The organism is Paenisporosarcina sp. P4_D4, assembly GCF_056401835.1.
Map to the genome: position 1 here is coordinate 1 of NZ_JBFUIO010000008.1, position 19,436 is coordinate 19,436.

A 19,436-nucleotide genomic window follows, 5' to 3' on the forward strand; every position below is an offset into this window, starting at 1 on the left:
TTTCTATTTTCACTGAAATATTGTGAAAAATTACACTTAAACTAACGGGTGCTTTACTTCAAGAAGGAGTAAAGCACTTTTTCTTATTGAACTAAAACGGGGCAGGTTCGTCCAATAAGTATATATATTAAGGATTGAAATATGAGGAAGTGAAATTCTGTGAATATTAATTGGTTAATTGAAGATATAGTTTTTGAAACAATGCTTGAAGCTGATGTATGGGCAGATTCATTGGTGAATGAAATTTATGGTAGAAACTTTAATGGTTATATTACAACGGATTATAAAATTGCTTTGAAATGGTGAATTTTTTAAAAGCAAATTAATCTAACTGAAGTCTTATACTGGTGCTTTACTTCAATAAGAAGGTTTGAGTAAAAATTTTAGAAGAAGATAAAATAAATTGAGTAATCAAGTGAAGGTCTAGTTACTATAAAGTACAGGGGTGCGGATATTGAAGAAGATAGAAGAATTGCAGAGATCGTTAATGACGGATGGAAATAAGAAAATAGATAAGATTCAAGCACAAACGGTACATATTATATTTGGTGAATCATCAGCTGGGAGCTTACGTGCTGCGTTTCGAAATACACCTTATGAAAAGACAGAGGAAATCATTGTATTACCAGATATTTTATCTGTTGGTCCAGTGAAAAATATACATACAAAAGAAGGAATGCAGGCACGTTTTCATTGGTTTAAAGAGCGTTACCGGGATGAGGGCAATGAGCGTGATGTTACTATGCTAAGAATGATTGATTCAGTGGATAGAATCAAAGCCATTCCACAAGTTCAGGATATTGTTATTTGGACTTGTAATAATGCACATGAACAAGCAGGCTTACGGATAGTCCTTGCACTGCTAAAAGGAAAGTTGAACACAATCTTTGTAATAAATACTTATACGGCTTTTCATAAATTGTATGATTTGCATCCATATGAAGAAGATTACCCGAAAGCAACTGGCGAACTTCCGAGTGAGAAATTATCCTTTATTTATGAACAATATAAGCAACATCCCCTAAAAGACATTGGACGAACAAGTTTATGCGAAGAAGGCAAGAACCTTCTTAATAATGACCAATCTTTACTTCGCACATGGGCAGACCACCAATTATGGCATTATAATGTGCTAACCAGAGATGATGACTTAATCATTACTTGTGCAAAAAGACTAAATGAAGAACTTGAGTACTCTGGTTTTATAAAGGCTGCACGTGTTATTGGCGAAGTTTTAGGGCAGATGGAGCAATATACAGGGGACGAATGGCTCGAATACCGCTTGCGTTGTTTAATCGAACTAGAAACTTTTGAATATGAAGGAAATTTGAAAGCAATGCGGTATTACGGAGTAAAGTTAAAAGAGGAATTTTCAGCATAATGTTTATAAAGAAACCTGAACAATAGGAGGATTACTGGAAATGTGGTTATGTCCTTCCTATCTTCAACTCCCATGAAAATTAAAATTACCGACAGCCAAAAAAAGACAACGAAAGTAGACGCAGCTCATTTGATTTTTTAAAAAGTGCAGCGCTTAAACTTGGATGTGCATTAGGATGCATTTGGTTTAGAGAGTTAAAAGGGAAGGTGTAGAAATGACTGATTGTTGTGCTTCAAAAGAACGAATTACTGAAAGTAATGATACTGAGTTTTGTCCATCTTGTAATACCAAAGGGAAAAAGCTGAAAATTATTACGTTGAAATCAATGCTTAAACCCTCAGTTTTAGATTCTTTGAATCCGAGTTTGACTCATTACTTTTGTTCAACGAAAGATTGTGATGTTGTCTATTTTGATACAGAGAAAAAATTGTACCTTAAGTCAGATGTAAAGGTATCTGTGCATCAAAAAGATGATTCTCCCACAGTACCAGTTTGCTATTGCTTTAGTTGGACAAAAGAGAAAATTAAGAAATATGAAGAACAAGAACTTTCTCCTAAACCTTTAGAACACATCCGAGTAAATGTAAAAGCAGACAGATGCGGGTGTGAGGTAAATAATCCTCAAGGAAGTTGCTGTATGGGGAATGTTACGAAATATATAAAAAGTCTTTAACTAGAGCAATATATTTTTTTACTATCGGGTGCTTTACTTCAAGTAGGAGTAAAGCATTTTTTGCATTTTTTCTTATTAAACTAATGGGCAGTTTAGTTGAAGAAAATGAGCAGAAAAACTGAATGGAAAAAGGGAAATAAGAGTGAAAATGTTGAGATATTAAAAAAAGCCAACAGATACTGTTGGCTTTTTGTCTGTCAATTTATGGTTGTATATCGCTACCGAAGTTATTGCTAAATGCTGTAATCTTTAAAACTAAAGATTTTCTGGTTGTAAAAAGAATAATAAACGATAAAAATATAGAGCCTACTACATATACTACTTCAATGCTAAAACGTTGTCCTAAGTTTCTTCATCAACTAATAATACAAGTTAAGTTAAAGAAGGACTATCCCCCTTTAATAGAGAATTGAAAAAGGAGAAAAACTAAATAGAAAAAGATGCCGTCATGGCTTAAGGAGCATTTAATTTGAACACACAAACTCATGCAACTTCACATGGAATGGCACATGAAAACATTTCTATATATACAAAATTGAGTGGACCTAATCCTAATCAAATTGTGTTAATAGATTGGGATGGAGACGCTTAGGGGATGGGAATCATGCTGGAAGGAAAGATAATCAAATTCTATCGCGAACAACAAGAAATGAAGCAAAAGGACCTAGGGGAAGGAATTTCCTCCAGTACTCATATCAGTAAAATAGAACGGGGGCTTACAGAAGTATCGGATGAAACTATTCTATTATTATCTCAAAGACTAGGAATTGATATGGAAAGGGAAGTGTTAAATTACAGGAGGGTGGAATCCTTATTAAAGGAGTGGCATGATGCCATTGTGAAGGAACTGCAGACAAAGGCGGATAGTATAAAAAGGCAGCTTGATGGAATTAACCTTTTATATATTCAGGATTTTTATCGATCCTACACCCTTGTGCTCACCAGATACTACTTGTCTATTAGCGAGTTTACATCAGCGCAGGCTCTAATAGAGGAGATGGATGTTTGGACAGGCTTATCTAATTATGAGGAAAATATGTTGTTGCACATAAAGGGGATTTTCCATCTGACCGTGAAGTATGACTATGTCAGTGCCATCTCTTTTCTAGGTCAAATCAGTCTGGAGCAATACTCCAATCAGGAATATTATTACGACTTAGCTGTTGCTTATAGTTCGCTCAATTCTCGCGTCCTAGCTTTTTTCAATGCGAATAAGGCACTGGCCTTCTTCACCAAAATTCGCAGCTTCTCCCGTATTATTAAAGCTGAAATGCTGATGCTCATCCAGCTCGAGCAATCGAATGATTACCGTTTTCTAAGCAGTGAATATCATAGATTGATAGATATGACAGGGGATTATGGGCTCGATCATCAAAAAGCGATGCTGCATCATAACCTAGGCTATCTGAATTTGCGGCACGGCTATTTCAAGCAGGCTGCTGAATATTACAAAAAGTCGATGGATGCACGCAATTCCTCCAATCCCAAGTATGTCGCCTCGCTGGAGGGGTACATAAACGCTTTGACGAAAGAAGGGAAGACGCCAAAGGAAAAGCTTCTAAAGCTTGTAGAAGAGGGACTTGTGTTATGCAGGAATTTATCGGCCCCCACCTTTCATCATCTCTTTACGATGCATTATCACTCCATTCTAGGTGAGGATGACCAGTATTATCACTATCTGGAGAACAAGGCATTTCCCCACTTTGACAAAATGGGCTATGTAATGGCGAAAGAGTTTTATGCGGTAAAATTATTTGACTACTACATGTCCAACAATGATATGGTCAATGCTAATCGTTATGCTGGAGCAATTGTGGAGAAGTTCAGAATAAATAATCAGTTTGTTTGATGGAGAGGTTACGTTTTTGTGGCTGAAGCTTTAAGTTTTGGTCAGAAAATGGGCTTGTAAAGAGGAAAAAACGCTCTGTTTTTATGTTTTTTGCATCGTTCGGGGGTGAAAAGAATGTTTGTGCTTCCTTCTGAGCTAGGATGGAGTGCTCAAAATATCTTATTCTAACAACCCTAATCATTTATCTTTTTCACATCGGGTCACACCTAACTAACCAAAAGAAAAGATGCCTGCTTTCTCTATATAAAGCAGGCATCTTCCACTAAAATTATCTTAATCCGTAAGCCTTGATGATCTCTTGGGTAATTTTGTTTCCTTCATCATCCCAAGCGCTTGCTCTGAGTGAAACGGATTTTGCGTTTATCGGATTTTGGATGGTTGCGGCATAAGCCTCGCCATCTTTTGTAAGCTTCACTTTTTTCCACGATTCGCCTTCATTGAATGAAACTTCCAAATTGGCATCCTTCACGTTTCCGTATCCTACTGCACCTTCTACTTTACCGACAGACAGCTCAAGGTTAGTAGGACGGTTTGCCAATGCATCCCCATTTACATCGGTGTCCACCTTGTAATCCAGAGTTAGGAATGGAAGATCGTATCTCCAATCCTCTGATGCTTCCGTCCAGAAGGTCCATTCAGTATGAGTGCGGACCGACGTATTCCAGCGATCTGCGTCACGTTTTGCGTCCGTAACAAAGCGGAATTGCGTACGTTCTTTTGGTGCGACATCTGTTGCATAGAGCGCTTGGCTTTTACCTTCCTTCACTAATGTATCACCCTTGTACAATTTAGATGTCTGATTTTTTACAGATATATTATAATCGTTAATACCGCCTGTGTTTCCTGTTCCTGCATCGGCCCAAGCAGGAACATTGATCATTAGATGATTGCCTTGGCGCTCAGGAGCCCAGTAACCTTCACCCAAGCTTGGACGGACAACTGGAGAGAACCAGTTCTCTGTTAATTTTTGTCCTTTTGTGTAAGTGGCCAATGGCTGACGGATCTGCCATTTCGAATCTAAGACAGTTGCCTCGTGATACCAGCCTGTGTCCTCTATTGCCGAAACATACTCAGTTCGGGCTCTTGGTAATGATATCTTTTGCAGGAAACCTACAGCTCCAAATGTATGCGGTCGCAAGTCGTATCGGAATTCTCCACCTGCTGTTTCAATGTGGGAATTATAGCGACTGTCGATTGTCGCTAGGTCTTTATTCTTCGGTGCATAGGTTAAATCCTTTGGTATAGAACCTTTATGGACATCCATAAGATCATATACATATGGAGAATCGATTGTTCCTTCTACTTGCAGTTTTACATCTCCTGAACGTACAGCTTTTACAAGCTTGTCGCCTTCTTTTTTGCTGATACCAGCAACGGCAATCGGGTTGACTGTGTACTCTGGAGTACCAGCAAATTTACTAAATTCTTTATCTTCATTGTTGACGATGATCAGTAGCTTTGCCCCGGCAGCAGCAGCAGCAGTAGCTTGTTGAGAAGGGGTTACTTCATCATTTCGATCGACCACAACAGCTTTACCTTTTGCTTTTAGGCGGTCGAAGTCAGCTGAACTTCCTTTTCCGGCATAGACAGTGGATAAGTTATACTTTCCATCCAATAATGCACTTCCGGCAAATGGAATATCATCCAGTTCCTTTCCATTAAAGTTAATGGTCAGAAGTGGTTTTGTTAGGCGCCAGCGAGTAAGCTGCTCAAAATATCCTTTTTTGACTTCTTTTGTTGGAACAGCGTACATCTTATCAATCCAAACCGGCATCAAATAGAGACTAGTCAGGGGCATATCACCAATTGTTCGGTGATATTCCATACGTTGGTAATTTGCCTCTGTTTTCTTCGGTACCTCTACAGATATTTCTTTTGCTTTTCTTGCATCGAGCTCCACTGTTTTTGGTCCATTCAGTTCCACTTCCGGGTCACCTACAAGGGCTACACCAGCGTGGTCTGTGTTCACGTCCACATCCATTAGGGACATGGCCGAATAGGTGCCTGGCGGCAGGCGAAGTTCTGATGAACCATTGACAGCATAAACAAACGGCTCCATTTTCTCGCTGGATATTGCCACATATGCAAGTCCAGCAGAGCCGTCACGGTCAGTTGCATTTAGAGTAAGAGTATAACGTTCCTCTTCCTTGACCATCGCCATAGTTGTGTGTACAACGGCTTTTCCGTTTGCTTTTGCTGTTAAAAATCCTTGATAACGGGAGCCTGTTTCACCAAGGGTGGAATCAAGTGTTACGTTCACGTCCGCTGTGCCATTGGCTGGAACAGTGATGGTATTTTCAGAAAGGTTTAACATACCAGATGGAGCTTCTTCACCCTTTGCATTTGTAAATGTCGCTTCCAACTCTACTGTGATGTCCTCGGCACTATCATTTGTATAGGTAACGACTTTTTCAACAGGGGCTGCTTGATCATGAGGCCATTTAAAGAAGCCGAATGATACGGAGCTAGTTGCTCTCAGCTGTGTTTCCAAGACTGCAGCTATATCAACTCGTCCTGTTCCCACCTGGTAAGGCTGGTAACCTTCAAGCTTCGTTGTTGTGTTCATCAATGCTTCTTTTAAAGCTTTTCCGTCCCATTCTGGATGTTTTTCGGCAAGGATAGCTGCTGCACCTGCGACATGTGGTGAAGCCATGGATGTACCATCTTTTCTAGAGTAATATCCACTGCCAGATGTAAATTGGGAACGGGCTGCAACAATACCTACACCAGGGGCAGATAAGTCAGGTTTTAGACCCATATCGCCATAGCGAGGCCCCATTGAAGAGAACCATGCAAGCCGATCCGATTTGTCCACAGCCCCGATAGTTAAAGCGGATTCTGCAGCACCAGGAGAGCCGATAGAGCCTTCTGCTCCATTATTACCGGCAGCGATAACAAATAGTGTTCCATTCTCTTCACTAAGTCTATTTACAGCTTGAGACATAGGGTCTGTGCCATCACCTGGCTCGCTGGTTCCAAGACTCATATTGACAATCTTTGCATTTTCAGATGCCCATTCCATTCCATCAATAATCCAAGAATCTTGTCCAAATCCTTGATCACTCAATACTTTCCCTACCAGTAAGCGTGCATCAGGAGCAACGCCTTTGGATTTCCCATCAGCTGCACCTGTTCCAAGCACAGTGGAGGCAACGTGTGTTCCGTGACCATTTCCGTCATTCACTTCTTCGCCAGGTACAAAGCTCACCGCTTCGTCCAATTGATCGACAAGGTCCGGGTGGCCAGGGTCAATTCCGGAGTCAAGCACGGCAACCTTGACGCCTTCACCTGTAAAGCCTGCTTCCCATGCTGTGTGTGCTCCAATTTGAGGGACACTTTGATGAAGGGCTGCTTCTACACGGCCATCCAGCCAAATTTTTTCTACTCCATATTTAAAGAGTGATGATTTTTCAGGTTCTTTATTGTCCCTTTGAACTGTGACATCTTCCCAGAATGTATCCGCTTTCATTTTGTCGGTAGTAAGTGCGGCACCATTAATACTTTCCAAATCCCGAACCTTCTTCGCTCCTTTTGGAGCAATGTTTTTGGAGAAAGATTTAGCCTTTGTCTCTTCGTATTCGACGATAACCGGCAATCCTGCCTGATTCTTGTCATCATACCCATATTCAATCAATTTCGTAATATTAAATAAGTCCTTATCCAGTTTTCCTGCTGCCAGGTAAGGCATGGTAGAGTTCGGGAATACGAAAGTATCCTCACCAAAGGTCAGGACCCTGACTCCATCCCCATCCTTATTAGCTGGCTCTACATTGATGATATATTTCCCGTTTTTAAGGGTAGAAACTTTTACGACATCACCAGTAATGAGCGTAATTACGTGATCACCGGTCCCATTATTACTCATTGCAACAGTTGATTTATCCAATACCGTCCCATTCCTAGATGCTCCAAGTGCGTTCACTTGAAAAATGGAGCCTGATAGCATAGAAGCGGCAATCGATCCAACTAGAAGCGTCTTCATGGTTAGCTTTTTCATTTACATTCTCCTATTCCATAAGGTAATTAGCGGATAATTCTAAGCTGAGAAAAATCATGGTGAGGTAAAAATAAGAAGTTATTCAGTCCCAAAAAGATTACTGAAAGAAGTAGACTGCTAGAATCAAAGCTTGTCTTCACCTCCTTAAAGGTTTGGTTCTATTTCTGAGGAAGCTCCTAATGGTAGTAAGTTCTCTAGATGAGGTAAATAAATAGGAAGGATTAGTTGAATTGTATAGTCATACAATATTATTGACAAATGGGGTTTTGAGAGGGACCTAAGAACTATATTAGAAGAAGGAAATCTGCAAATATTAGCTGAAATAACCGAAGGGATAAACCGAAATGTCTAAAAAAGGGGAAAAGAATTGGGGTTTTAATTAGTATAATCTAAGGTAATGAATTACATAAACGAATAAACTAAATTATCCATATTCAACTAACGGGTGCTTTAGTTGAATAGCATAATTCAAGTCAACAGTGATCTGTTGGCTTTTTCTGATGCATTCCGGACCATAATTCGCAGCATAATCTAGCGCTTTTTTATTGTCTGTGATAGCTTGTTAAACGGTGATACAATTGAATTATAAACACTAATTAATTGGTTTATAGGAGGTAATATTACAGATGGAAAACTTAAAACTTCATGTTGGATATGATAAAAAGGAAGCATTATATGTTAGAGAAAGTCTAATCAATTACAATAAGAAACAAGTTGCTTATACTGAAGAAGAAAAAATAAATATTATTATTAAAGATGACAATCACAACATATTAGGTGGAATATTAGGGAATATAGATTGGAAATGCTTTCACATTGAGATTCTTTGGATTGATGACGTGTTACGCGGAAAAGGTCAAGGAAAAGAGTTAATGAAGGAAGCAGAGAAAGTAGCTATAGAAAAAGGGTGTAATTTAATTAGATTGGAGACTTATAGTTTTCAAGCCCCTGATTTTTATAAAAAACTTGGTTATGAAGTTTTAGGTAAACTTGAAAACTATCCAGAAGGTTTTGACCATTATTATTTATTTAAAAGATTGAACAGTCTTTGATCTGAAAGTTAAATTCAACTTTCTTTTTAGGACCATGATGCGCATGAACTAACGGATGCTTTAGTAAATAAAGACAGTCAAAAAAATGCGCTTAGAGATACATTTCCAAGCGCATTTTTCTATACAACATCAACCAATATGAATGTCCATCGGTCCTCTTCAAGTTCTTCATCTTCGTAAGGGATAATCCCTTTTTCCATGGCAAGATGTTGATCCAACACTTCTTCCACTCCCCATTGTGTGCTGTGCCAAAAACTACCGAATTCGTCGATGTCACGGTATAGCATTGCCGCTTGTAAGTAAGAGAATGGCGAACCATCTCCTTGAATTAGACTCATCGGTTCAACTTGGTTGGTATCTTCGATGTTCCAGCCTTCCACTTTTCCGTATCCATCCATGCCCTCACAAAAGGATTCCCCTTTGAATGTCCATCCTCTTTTATTTGTAGTTGATAGTAGGGCTTCACGAGCACATTTTCCAAGTGATTGTGTTTTGTTAAGCCAAGTTCAGGATTTAGATTATAAGATGAAGGTGCTACAATATTTGGTTTTGTGTCATCTACTGTAAATTCGATTCGTTTGATTATCGTTTAATCCTTGCTTTCACTTCTGCCAATGTATACAGTTCCATTAAATCCTGTGTGGTGAGTTTAGAATATAGGGATGTAAGTTGGTCCAGGTATCGTTTTTTTTGTGATTTCCCTGGAAATAAATCTTCTATTGAAAGGTCATCTTGAGATGATGTCCCGTTCATGATATCTTCCCATTCAACATCTGTTCTACTTGAACTGGCGAAAGAGTTTAACTGAGAGTGAACTTGCTCTTCAGGATCATTCACGAAATTAAAAGGTGTGGCTGATTCGCTTATTTTGTACATTTCTTCTGACCATTCCAATTGCTTTAAAGGACTATTTATTAGTAATAAATCAGTTGAAATGTTGAATCGTTCAGCTATCGCGACAATCCAGTTTGCAGAAGGGACACTCTCACCGCTTTCCCAACTCTTGATACGGCTAGCGGAAGTACCGATGTCTTTCCCAAGTGCCAACATAGAAAGCCCGTGTTGAATGCGAATTTCTTTCAATCGTTCACCAAAATCTAGTGAATTGAATTCCAAAGTTCATCACCTCTTGAATGAATTATTAACTTTTAAGTTAAAAGTGTCAATAATTTTCATTTATAAGTAAAACGAAACCATTTCTCCCCCATTTGCGTATAAGAAAAAAAGAAGTGATCAGGTTGATTGAGGAGGGAAAAGACCTGGGGTTACAGAAATGCGTCAAATGCCATCATCGATTCAACTGGGGTAAAATATTTAAATCAAATATCTTTATGTATAAACCAATTCAATGCAGCCAATGCGGCACTGAACACCGGATTACTTTCCTTTCAAGAATTGTAGCAGCTGTAGTGCTTGTTCTACCGATGTACATTTTTGGTTTCTATTTAGGAAGGCAGTGGCATTTACCTTATGGCTACGCTTTTTTAATAGTAGTGTCACTAGGAATTATTTCTTTACTCATTCTTCCCTTTGTACAGAAGTATCGGCGCAGCTAACAAAAGACAAAAAACCATCCATGGCCATTACTGTGCCATGGATGGTTTTTTAAATTTTTTCACTGTAAATAAATGTTAGAATAAATCATATAAGGAAATTTCGAAATATATATATAAGGATGGTGTTCGGGTGAAAAAACGTATTGCGATAGCATTTCTTATAATTTCTATTGTGGGATTCATTTTCAGATTGCACGGTCTGCTTCATGAAAGGAAAGCGAAGGAATTGTCCGTTGCATTTATAGAAGAGACTTATGGAGGCGACTGCCTGAACGATATCAAGGCTAACATATATGGAGAAGAAGATGGCTACTATGCGGTTTATGTTCGTTCAAATGATAAAACCTTTTATCTGAAAATCAAATTGTCCATGTGGGGGCAAACAGAAGAAATCTTGGATGCTTCTGAATACAATCAGGTTTACTCTTGCGAGGAGGAATTGGATGTTTAAAGAAATGAAAATCCGGATTTTTGTTGTCTTATCGATTGTCTTTGCTCTCGCAGTGGAATGGATTTTATCCTTGTATGAGATTCCTGAAAACTACAAACGCATTATTTCAGATTTCGTTTCTTTTGAATTGGTTGCGTTGCTGTTCTTTGGCTATTACTTTTATCGGTATAAATCTCCGCTCCGGACTGTTGTTTCAGACAGAAATGTGGATACTTCATTCTTATCGGTGCTAGCAATTGCGCTTATTTTCAATACATTTTCACTTACAACGTTTTGGGCTTATTTAGTGATAGAAGATTCTTTCTTTCAATTAGACCCATTTATCATTGAACCCTCCAATGAAACTGTCCTATTTTTGATTGTCTCCATGGTGGTGACGACGGTAACGGGACCAATCGCAGAAGAATTCGTTTTTCGGGGACTTTTGTTGAACCGACTCATCAAGAAAACGAATATGTGGGCCGGTATCTTGATTTCGAGTTTGGCTTTTGCAGCAATCCATATGCAAGCCGAAAAGATGCTAGCTACTTTCATCTTTGGCATCCTTGCCTCACTGATTTATTTGAAGACAAAAAATTTATTCATTCCGATCTTGATTCACATCGTACATAACGGCTTCACTTTATTTCAAGAATTCTTCTTTCCTTCATGGATAGAAACCCTTTTCTTAGTCAGCACGGATGATTTATATGTGAACGTTGTCCTGAAAAGCACGTTTCTCGTGGTCAGTTTATTATTGTTGATTCTCATCATCATGTATCTTGCAAGAAGCATATACTCCGACAGACGAAAAAGAGATGTATTATCGCAGCCAGTAGGAGTTTCTCAATAATTCGAAACCATTTCCTCCCAGTTGCGTATAAGTAAGTAGAATTTGATTGGGGTTGAGCGAATGTTTGAAGAGATGAAGACGCGTCATTTGTTTGGTTTGACTATTTTGTTGATGGTGGTATTTGGATTTGGGGCTATTTTCCTTCCTTACAATGATGATAATTTTGTGGAAGCCGGAATTACGCTGATTTTGTATATAGCAGCACCCATTCTGTTTTTCCGATATCATTTCCGAAAACAAGGTCGATCTGTACGTGAAGTGGTATTCAAGGAAGGAACCGTTGAATGGCTACCTCGTTTATTTGGATTTGTTGCGATTTCCATTGCGTTTTCAATAAGTGTATTTTGGCTTCAATTGTTTGCCTTGTATCCTATTTTTCCTGGGTTTGTGGATTTTCTGTTGGAGCCCATTCCGATGCCGGAAAACCCGATTTATTTAGTGATTTCACTTGTCAGTATAGCCATTATTGGTCCCATTGCTGAGGAGTTTATCTTCCGTGGCGTTTTGTTGCATCGCATGATGAAGAAAACGTCGATGTGGGGCGGAATCCTCATTTCCAGTATTCTGTTTGGCCTGTTGCATGCAGATGTTGTCGGGGCATTTATCTTTGGAGTGATCGCTTCCTTGTTGTATTTGAAAACACACAATTTATTGATTCCGATTTTAATGCACATTATCAATAATTCGATTGCCGTGATCTGGATGTATGTCGCACCGACTTGGCCAAAGTGGGGCATTATGGAAAGCTCAGAACTGTATGATAAAGCCCTTCCGAATGCGATTGTGCTATTGATTAGTTCTGTATTAATTACGTGGGTGATTGTAAGTTTGGTTAAAAGTTTGCCGAAGAAAACAAATAAAGAAGAAGTGGAAGAAGAAATGGCTCAATGATGAAAGATAATCGAATAATCGTCCGAAAAAGAAAAAGACTGAATGTGGGGATTGACATAGTCCCTGGTACTTTCAGTTCTCTGGGATTCAAATGATTTGAAAAAAATGACTCCACAGACCGTTTTTCACAATATGTGCTTAAAGATATTCCAATCATTTTGTTTCAACATAATATCCTTATAAAGGATGGTGATCATTAATGACTTTTTGGAAAGCAGTTGCCGCATTCATTTCAGCGTGGCTCATTAGTAACTTCACGTATTTACTATTACCATTTTTCCAATACAAATTGTTCAGTGACGGTCAATTTGTTTGGGAATCCCTTTTCAAATTTGTTTTGGATATCGCTTTGTTCGTTGTTCTTTACGTCGGGATGTATTATTTGATTTCGTTCATCCAAAGTTGGCGGATGCGTGCCCGGTATGAAGCGGCTCAAAAAGAGCGGGCGAAGGAGAAACAATAGGTAGTTCAATGTTAATATCTTCATTATTTTATGTATAGGCATTTACTCGATTGGCATCAGACAACCATATATGAATTTCCCTTCAGGAGTATATACCCTTAATTTGGCCATCGTGATGGCACATATCTTTTTGAAAATCGAAAAGTTGTGAGCCATCACATTTAGTTTATTTAAGGCATCATTTTGTTTATTTTTTCCATTCAACCACTCCATTTTTCCCTCTATATTATAATCGTTCTTCTCCCCTTTTTTATTTCGACCTTATTCATATTTATTCTGTGATTGACAAGACATCTATATAGCCTTATAATTCGTAAGAATCTAATTGATAATGATTTTCATTATCGAATTAATCTTTCAATTAATTTAAATAACAATATAATGAGGAGACAAAATAATGCGATCTATACATTTTGCTCTAGTCTTCGTCCTTATCGGGCTGTTAATTTTTCCAACCAAAAGTTTTGCTACGAGCCCTGAAGATGACCTGCGCCAAGCAAACGTTCAAATTGATGAAGTCATAAAATCTGTTCAATTGGGCGACACTAAAACTGCCTCTGAACAATTTAAGAAATACACGGCTAATTGGATTTCTTTTGAATCAGGAATTAAAGAAAAATCTGAACAGGCTTACCATGATATAGAAGATAACATGGGACAAGTTCAGTTTGCTTTAGCTCAAGATCCGGTTAACTCGGAAAGTGTTCAAAAAACGCTTCAACAACTGAAAGAAACGAACACTAAATTTATTAATGGGCAATTCTCACAAACTTCAGTTGCGGATCAAGATGCTTCAAAAAATAATGGCGATGTTGCCAAACTGATTATGTTATTAAATCACTCTTTAGACAAAATTGATAACCAAGATATTGACGGTGCTAAATTAGATATAGAGGAATTCAGAAAATCTTGGTTGGACGTTGAAGGTGTAGTGCTCACTCAGTCTGCAACGGTCTACAAAAATGCAGAAAGTGATATGGTTACTTCATATTCCATGCTTTCAGCTAATCCGCCCGATGTAAAAGGGGCAAAAAAAACCATTGAAGAAATGAGAGATTATTTATCACCACTTGTTTCAAAAACTAGCTACACGATGTTAGATGCGACGACCATTCTGTTACGCGAAGGGTTAGAAGCTCTTTTAGTTGTCGTAGCGCTTATGGGCTTTTTAAAGAAATCCGGTCATTCGGACAAGAATAAATGGATTTGGGTAGGCGTGGGTTCTGGTATTGGCATCAGTCTGGTTCTTGGCATTTTGGTCAACTTCTTATTCTCAGCTGGCACATTTGGTCACAACAACTTCCTGATTGCTGGATGGACAGGTGTTTTTGCTGCTGTCATGCTCAGCTACATGAGCTATTGGCTTCATAGTAAATCGAGTATTTTAGAATGGAATCGCTATATCCAGAAGAAAAGTACGAAGGCACTCGATACTGGTAGTTTACTTTCAATTGCGATTTTAGCTTTTCTTGMTGTCTTCCGTGAAGGAACTGAGACTGTCTTATTCTATATCGGAATGGCATCTTCTATTGACTTAGGTTCCTTATTAGGTGGCATAGCGATTGGCCTAACTATATTATTGATTACATCGTACTTAATCTTAAAAGTAGGCTTAAAAATTCCGATGCGTCCATTTTTCATGGTGTCGAGTATATTAATGTTCTACTTGTGCTTTAAGTTTACGGGTATGGGCATTCATGGTTTACAATTAGCCGGGTTAATTCCAGCTACACAAGCTCCAATTCCAACGATTGACTTTTTTGCGATCTACTCAACTTGGGAGAGCTTTATCCCTCAAATGATTTTGTTAGTCGTTGCAGTTTTTGTAGCGTTTTTGGGTAAAATAAAACAAAAAACAATTCAATCAAGTATGAAAAAACAGGAGGAACTTAATAATGCAATCTAAAAAGTACGTATTCCCAATAATAATCGCAGCATCAATGGCTTTATCGGCTTGTGGAACAAATGATGAACAAACAAAAACTGATGATAACACCCAAACAGAAGAGACGACTTCACAAACATCGATTGCGGATGGAGCAAAAGAAATGAAAGCTGAAGTTGCCGATTTGAAAGTGCAATTAGAAGCAAATGATACTAAGAAAGCCGAAGCAAATGGCGAAAACTTAGAAGAAATTTGGGAGAGTTTTGAAGATGCAGTAAAAGAAAAAGACACGGACCTTTATGAACAAGTTGAAACACCCCTTCACATAATTGAAGCAGGAGTAAAAATTGACCCTCTTGATGTAGACACATTAAATAAAGCCGCTGACGATTTGGATAGTGTCCTTTCCGATGTTGAAAAAATAAAATAATATCAGAACAGCTTGCAATTTACTTCAACGTAGATTGCAAGCTGTTTTTTGTACGTGAACTCTACATATTCGKTGATTAGAAAAAACCCTCATGTTTGTTTTTAAAACATTTGAATGGGGTGCCTCCTAAATTTTAAACAGCGTCCCAAAAATTTTGTGTCTCGAAGTACTTGTTTTCTTTTTTTACAGGTTTATAATTCATAGAATATCGAACCTATTCTTTGAATTATAACGGAGATACTTATGCGACCATATAATGAAAAAATCAGCATTTATTATGGCATGGCTTCGACCATTGCGATGAATTTTTCGAACAACTTCTTTCCCATTTTTGCAATTACCATTTTGAGCGCCACCAACTACCAAGTGGGATTGATTAGTTCCCTTCCCCCGCTTGTCGCGTTGCTCATGACTATTCCAGCTGCCATTCTACTGAACCGAGCACATGAGCATAAGAAGCTAGTGGCGATGTCGGTTTTGTTTGCGAGGTTGATGTTCCTGCTGATTGTCATGCTCGTGTATTTGCCTTCTGAATCGATGCAGGCATGGGCTTTCCTTGCCATCATTGCACTAATGAGTGTGCCGAATACTGTGGCAAACATCGGCTCGCAAACCTTGATTAGCGGCATGATCGATGAATCCAGGCGTGGCCAATTTTTCAGTGACCGTAACCGGCTGTTGACGATGGTTGGGCTCGTTTCGACACTTATCATCGGCATTGTGATGAAAGATGAATCCGACAATGTGACAGCGTATCAAATCCTATTTGTCTTGGCATTTGGATTTGGACTTTTGGAAGCCTTCTTGTTGATGAAGCACGATGAAGCGCCTCCCCATGGGGGTGGCCCTTTGGAAAAGAAAAAGTTAATGGATTGGTCCATTTTCAAGCATGCTAATTACGTGTGGTTTTTAGTAGCAGCACTATTCTTCAACTTTGCGTGGCAAATGGCATGGGGGATTTTTAACATTTACCATGTGCGTGTGGTTGGTGCGACCATTTTTTGGATCAGTATGTTTTCTGTCGGAAATATGTTAATGCAAATTTTGACATTCCCGCTCTGGAAAAAATGGGCTGAGCGCAAATCGAATGTGCGTGTCTTCGTATGGGCCGCAATTGGGATGGCTTCGACGCCATTTATGACGGTACTATCGACGAACTTGTATTACTTAACACTCGTCCAGACGATGTCGGGCTTCTTCCTGTCAGGCGTCGTGTTGCTGCTGTTCAATTTATTGTTGGAACAGTCTCCTGAAGAATCACGTACGTATTGCATCACAACCTACAATGTCCTGCTTGCATTTATGGCGTTCCTTGCACCGCAAATCGGTATTTGGATGTTGAACAGTTGGGGTGTCGAGATGGCAATGTATCTAAACTCTGGACTGAGATTGTTGAGTGCCGCGCTGTTTTATGCCGTGTATGTCCGCTATGGAAGAACGCCTAAAACGATCACCTGATGTGGATGCAAATATAATTTTCAAGTAAAACACCGCTAATCCATCATTGAATTAGCGGTATTTTACATGTTGTGGTATGGAAGTTATTCAGATTCACAACGCCTTTATGAAAAAATTACTCAAATGACTTTCATTAATAGGAGAATTCAACGCTATACATACAAAGTGCCTGGAACTGTGTTCCTTTCTACAACAATGCCCATCAATCATGAGCTAGGCGGCACCAGTTTTGCGATGCAAAAGCAGCCCCATGGCTTTGTTGCCAAAATCGTCAACGATGCCCTGATCACTGGCTTGCCCTACTGTTATAAAATCGTAAATGAGTACGAGCAACCTTTATATAGTGTAGATTGTACATTTCCAGGCATTGGCTACACATTTACCGATCATGTATCATCACAGACCGTGTCGATAAAGAGCCATAGAGTGCAATTGATGGAAAAAGCCTATTCGATTACACTTGCCAACCACGAATATTATATTGAAAACGATTATACAGGTGTCGGTCACTTGAAATGCAACAATACACACGTTGCCACTGTTTCGAGACTTTCTGCGACTAAAATCTCAACAATTGATACCGTTGTCATTCAAGCAACGACACAGGAAATTGCAGTTATCGCGGCCGTACTATATCATACGTTTTACTATTTGGGTGCTTAATATTGGTTGTTGGATGGAGTTTTTCATTTTGATTTCTTTCCATACATTTATCGTTAACTAGTCCAATTAAAATAAATTCCTTACCACACGAATGATTAGTCTCGGGATAAAGGTGAGGATGCCTAAAATAATTTCAATTAGGATCGAATCTCGAATCTCCCTGTCCATCTGTCCATGTCTCTTAAAAACCATTTCTTTTTTCCTAGGATTATTCTTCATACTTATCCCCTCTGTATCTTTAATCATGACTTTAAAAATTTACTATTGTATGTTGTTGAGCTAATCTATCCGCAAGTTTGATATTGTCCTTCAAGTAACCCGGTACATCATGATGATTTACGATTTGTTCAGTGGTCATCCACAGAACGACGTCCACTTCATCTGGACTCTTAGCATACGCTTCTCCCGAATGGTGGTCGCAAAGAAATACAATATCTACTACATGGATGCCTGAATCCGTAACAAATGATGAGCTATTCACATACCGAAGATTTGAAACTTCAATGCCCACTTCTTCCGCAATTTCTCTTTTTAGTGTTCTTTCTAAAATATCTGATGAAACTCCTTCTATTTCTACCTTGCCCCCAACCAAAGACAGCGATCCACCCGCATGTTCTTCTTTTTCACTGCGTCTGATTAACAACCACTTTTCATCGTGATAAATTGCGCCCTCTACATTTACAATAAACACAAGTTCCCCTCCTCAGATTTCATCTATAAATCAATTTATTTTGCCTTATACTCACTTTTTAAAAGAATGTCCTCTGCAGGCAGTTGCATACATTCTATAAGGAATACATAAAGATATTAAACGATTCAAGATTAAATTAACGCACGTGTCTCTTTATACGTACTGAAAGTAAAAAAGTTCCAATTCAAGATTGTCTTTTCATTCCATCAAAAAACACCCCAAAATGGAGTGCAATTTGTTAACTATTTCAGTTTTCATTACGATTCTTTTGACCCACTTGGAATTCGTGTATTGTTAAATTGTCTTTCCTGTTCTGCCAGGATATCGTTATCTTCCGCATTATCACGTGTCACTTTTTGTGTTAGGATTGCACCCACTGCCACCAAGATCATGACTGCGATGTAATAGCCTTTTTCATTTAGTTGTAAATTATCCGCATTGTAAAGACCGATTGCGAACATGACTACACCTGCAAAGAATGTGAAATAAGCAAGCACGGTAAAAGCGACGGTATTGCGTCTTCTGTATTTCGTTGGATACATAGAACACCCTACTTTTCTCTTTATTTGTACTTCTTATTATATGATATGAGTGGAAATTCTAGGTATTTCGTAAGAAAAAAATGCATTTTCCCATTTTTCAGACCGTTATCGCTTTTTTACTAGAGTGAGACATATTATGGGCAACCCTGTATAGCTTAAAAAATAGTCTATTTGCGGTTTTTGGTTGTATTCGCGTTTCCAGCCTGTCTATTCGCGCTTTTGACACTTCTATTCGCGAATCTTATATTCGCAGCCCCATACAGAAAAAAAGCGAAGCAAAGTGACATAATCACCTTGCTTCGCACTCTTTATTGGCTAATCTTAAGCTAGACGACAAAATTGAACTGGTAAATCCCTTGATAGTGGTTGAGTAACTCATCCAACTCTTGACTGCACATGACGACGTTGGGATGACTCATACCCAAGTGCTTTGCTTTCTTATACATTTCTCTTTTTTTACTGTTGATTTGTTTCAACGTTACGTTCGTTTTACCTATCGTTGGCGTATTCATATTTCCCTTCCTCCATACCCATATGATTTTTGAGAGCACATAAGTTCTAGCGGTCAGTCAGAAAAGCGTTTTAAACACAGGGCTATGGTTGCGATAAGCTTGATTGAAGG

Annotated in this window: 21 protein-coding genes; 15 read left to right on the plus strand and 6 right to left on the minus strand. The window is 38.7% G+C overall.

The window, feature by feature from the left end; genetic code table 11:
* Window positions 1-159: 159 nt before the first annotated feature.
* From AC1DSL_RS03870 to AC1DSL_RS03890, 5 genes are all read left to right on the plus strand, one after another.
* Window positions 160-306, plus strand: a complete 147-nt coding sequence (locus AC1DSL_RS03870) for a hypothetical protein (protein ID WP_477531230.1) — start codon at window positions 160-162, stop codon at window positions 304-306.
* A gap of 148 nt (window positions 307-454) precedes the next feature.
* The gene (locus AC1DSL_RS03875; protein ID WP_477531231.1) at window positions 455-1,381 is read left to right on the plus strand and encodes a DUF1835 domain-containing protein; all 927 of its coding nucleotides are present in this window, start codon (window positions 455-457) and stop codon (window positions 1,379-1,381) included.
* A 214-nt stretch (window positions 1,382-1,595) separates the two neighbouring features.
* A complete protein-coding gene (locus AC1DSL_RS03880; RefSeq protein ID WP_477531232.1) occupies window positions 1,596-2,054 on the plus strand; it encodes a putative iron-sulfur cluster-binding metallochaperone in 459 nt (152 codons plus the stop codon).
* A 469-nt stretch (window positions 2,055-2,523) separates the two neighbouring features.
* Window positions 2,524-2,646: a hypothetical protein gene (locus tag AC1DSL_RS03885; protein WP_477531233.1), complete on the plus strand. Its 123-nt coding sequence runs from the start codon at window positions 2,524-2,526 to the stop codon at window positions 2,644-2,646.
* Between the two features lie 12 nt (window positions 2,647-2,658).
* A complete protein-coding gene (locus AC1DSL_RS03890; RefSeq protein WP_477531234.1) occupies window positions 2,659-3,903 on the plus strand; it encodes a helix-turn-helix domain-containing protein in 1,245 nt (414 codons plus the stop codon).
* A 268-nt stretch (window positions 3,904-4,171) separates the two neighbouring features.
* On the opposite strand, the gene AC1DSL_RS03895 is transcribed toward AC1DSL_RS03890, so the two are convergent.
* Complete coding sequence (locus tag AC1DSL_RS03895; RefSeq protein ID WP_477531235.1) at window positions 4,172-7,900, minus strand: S8 family serine peptidase; 3,729 nt, start codon at window positions 7,898-7,900, stop codon at window positions 4,172-4,174.
* 626 nt (window positions 7,901-8,526) lie between these two features.
* On the opposite strand from AC1DSL_RS03895, the gene AC1DSL_RS03900 reads away from it, so the two are divergent.
* Window positions 8,527-8,952, plus strand: a complete 426-nt coding sequence (locus tag AC1DSL_RS03900; protein ID WP_477531236.1) for a GNAT family N-acetyltransferase — start codon at window positions 8,527-8,529, stop codon at window positions 8,950-8,952.
* A gap of 119 nt (window positions 8,953-9,071) precedes the next feature.
* On the opposite strand, the gene AC1DSL_RS03905 is transcribed toward AC1DSL_RS03900, so the two are convergent.
* Together AC1DSL_RS03905 and AC1DSL_RS03910 are read right to left on the minus strand one after the other, a co-directional pair.
* Window positions 9,072-9,350 carry a hypothetical protein gene (locus AC1DSL_RS03905; RefSeq protein WP_477531237.1) on the minus strand — a complete coding sequence of 93 codons (279 nt, stop codon included), beginning with the start codon at window positions 9,348-9,350 and terminating at the stop codon, window positions 9,072-9,074.
* A gap of 184 nt (window positions 9,351-9,534) precedes the next feature.
* Complete coding sequence (locus AC1DSL_RS03910) at window positions 9,535-10,068, minus strand: helix-turn-helix domain-containing protein (protein WP_477531238.1); 534 nt, start codon at window positions 10,066-10,068, stop codon at window positions 9,535-9,537.
* A gap of 113 nt (window positions 10,069-10,181) precedes the next feature.
* On the opposite strand from AC1DSL_RS03910, the gene AC1DSL_RS03915 reads away from it, so the two are divergent.
* From AC1DSL_RS03915 to AC1DSL_RS03955, 9 genes are all read left to right on the plus strand, one after another.
* On the plus strand, window positions 10,182-10,508 hold the full coding sequence (locus AC1DSL_RS03915) for a TIGR04104 family putative zinc finger protein (protein WP_477531239.1): 327 nt from the start codon (window positions 10,182-10,184) through the stop codon (window positions 10,506-10,508).
* 130 nt (window positions 10,509-10,638) lie between these two features.
* Window positions 10,639-10,959: a hypothetical protein gene (locus AC1DSL_RS03920; protein WP_477531240.1), complete on the plus strand. Its 321-nt coding sequence runs from the start codon at window positions 10,639-10,641 to the stop codon at window positions 10,957-10,959.
* Window positions 10,952-11,791, plus strand: coding sequence for a lysostaphin resistance A-like protein (locus AC1DSL_RS03925; RefSeq protein ID WP_477531241.1), 840 nt, complete (start codon window positions 10,952-10,954; stop codon window positions 11,789-11,791). The genes AC1DSL_RS03920 and AC1DSL_RS03925 overlap by 8 nt, the downstream gene beginning before the upstream one ends.
* A 60-nt stretch (window positions 11,792-11,851) precedes the next feature.
* Window positions 11,852-12,682, plus strand: a complete 831-nt coding sequence (locus AC1DSL_RS03930) for a lysostaphin resistance A-like protein (protein ID WP_477531242.1) — start codon at window positions 11,852-11,854, stop codon at window positions 12,680-12,682.
* 199 nt (window positions 12,683-12,881) lie between these two features.
* Window positions 12,882-13,145 carry a hypothetical protein gene (locus AC1DSL_RS03935; RefSeq protein ID WP_477531243.1) on the plus strand — a complete coding sequence of 88 codons (264 nt, stop codon included), beginning with the start codon at window positions 12,882-12,884 and terminating at the stop codon, window positions 13,143-13,145.
* 397 nt (window positions 13,146-13,542) lie between these two features.
* Entirely contained in the window at window positions 13,543-15,051 is a 1,509-nt protein-coding gene (locus tag AC1DSL_RS03940) for an FTR1 family iron permease (RefSeq protein ID WP_477531244.1), read from the plus strand.
* Window positions 15,041-15,460 (plus strand): hypothetical protein, encoded by a 420-nt coding sequence (locus tag AC1DSL_RS03945; protein WP_477531245.1) that lies wholly within the window; start codon window positions 15,041-15,043, stop codon window positions 15,458-15,460. Before AC1DSL_RS03940 ends, AC1DSL_RS03945 begins: the two co-directional genes overlap by 11 nt.
* 243 nt (window positions 15,461-15,703) lie before the next feature.
* Entirely contained in the window at window positions 15,704-16,918 is a 1,215-nt protein-coding gene (locus AC1DSL_RS03950) for an MFS transporter (RefSeq protein WP_477531246.1), read from the plus strand.
* A gap of 66 nt (window positions 16,919-16,984) precedes the next feature.
* Complete coding sequence (locus tag AC1DSL_RS03955; protein ID WP_477531247.1) at window positions 16,985-17,581, plus strand: tubby C-terminal domain-like protein; 597 nt, start codon at window positions 16,985-16,987, stop codon at window positions 17,579-17,581.
* Window positions 17,582-17,831: 250 nt separating this feature from the next.
* Here AC1DSL_RS03955 and AC1DSL_RS03960 read toward each other — a convergent pair whose 3' ends face one another.
* The 3 genes from AC1DSL_RS03960 to AC1DSL_RS03970 form a co-directional block, all read right to left on the minus strand.
* The gene (locus tag AC1DSL_RS03960) at window positions 17,832-18,272 is read right to left on the minus strand and encodes an NUDIX hydrolase (RefSeq protein ID WP_477531248.1); all 441 of its coding nucleotides are present in this window, start codon (window positions 18,270-18,272) and stop codon (window positions 17,832-17,834) included.
* 257 nt (window positions 18,273-18,529) lie between these two features.
* Window positions 18,530-18,814, minus strand: a complete 285-nt coding sequence (locus tag AC1DSL_RS03965; RefSeq protein WP_016428722.1) for a YiaA/YiaB family inner membrane protein — start codon at window positions 18,812-18,814, stop codon at window positions 18,530-18,532.
* A 326-nt stretch (window positions 18,815-19,140) separates the two neighbouring features.
* Window positions 19,141-19,326 (minus strand): aspartyl-phosphate phosphatase Spo0E family protein, encoded by a 186-nt coding sequence (locus tag AC1DSL_RS03970; RefSeq protein ID WP_016428723.1) that lies wholly within the window; start codon window positions 19,324-19,326, stop codon window positions 19,141-19,143.
* Window positions 19,327-19,436 lie beyond the last annotated feature (110 nt).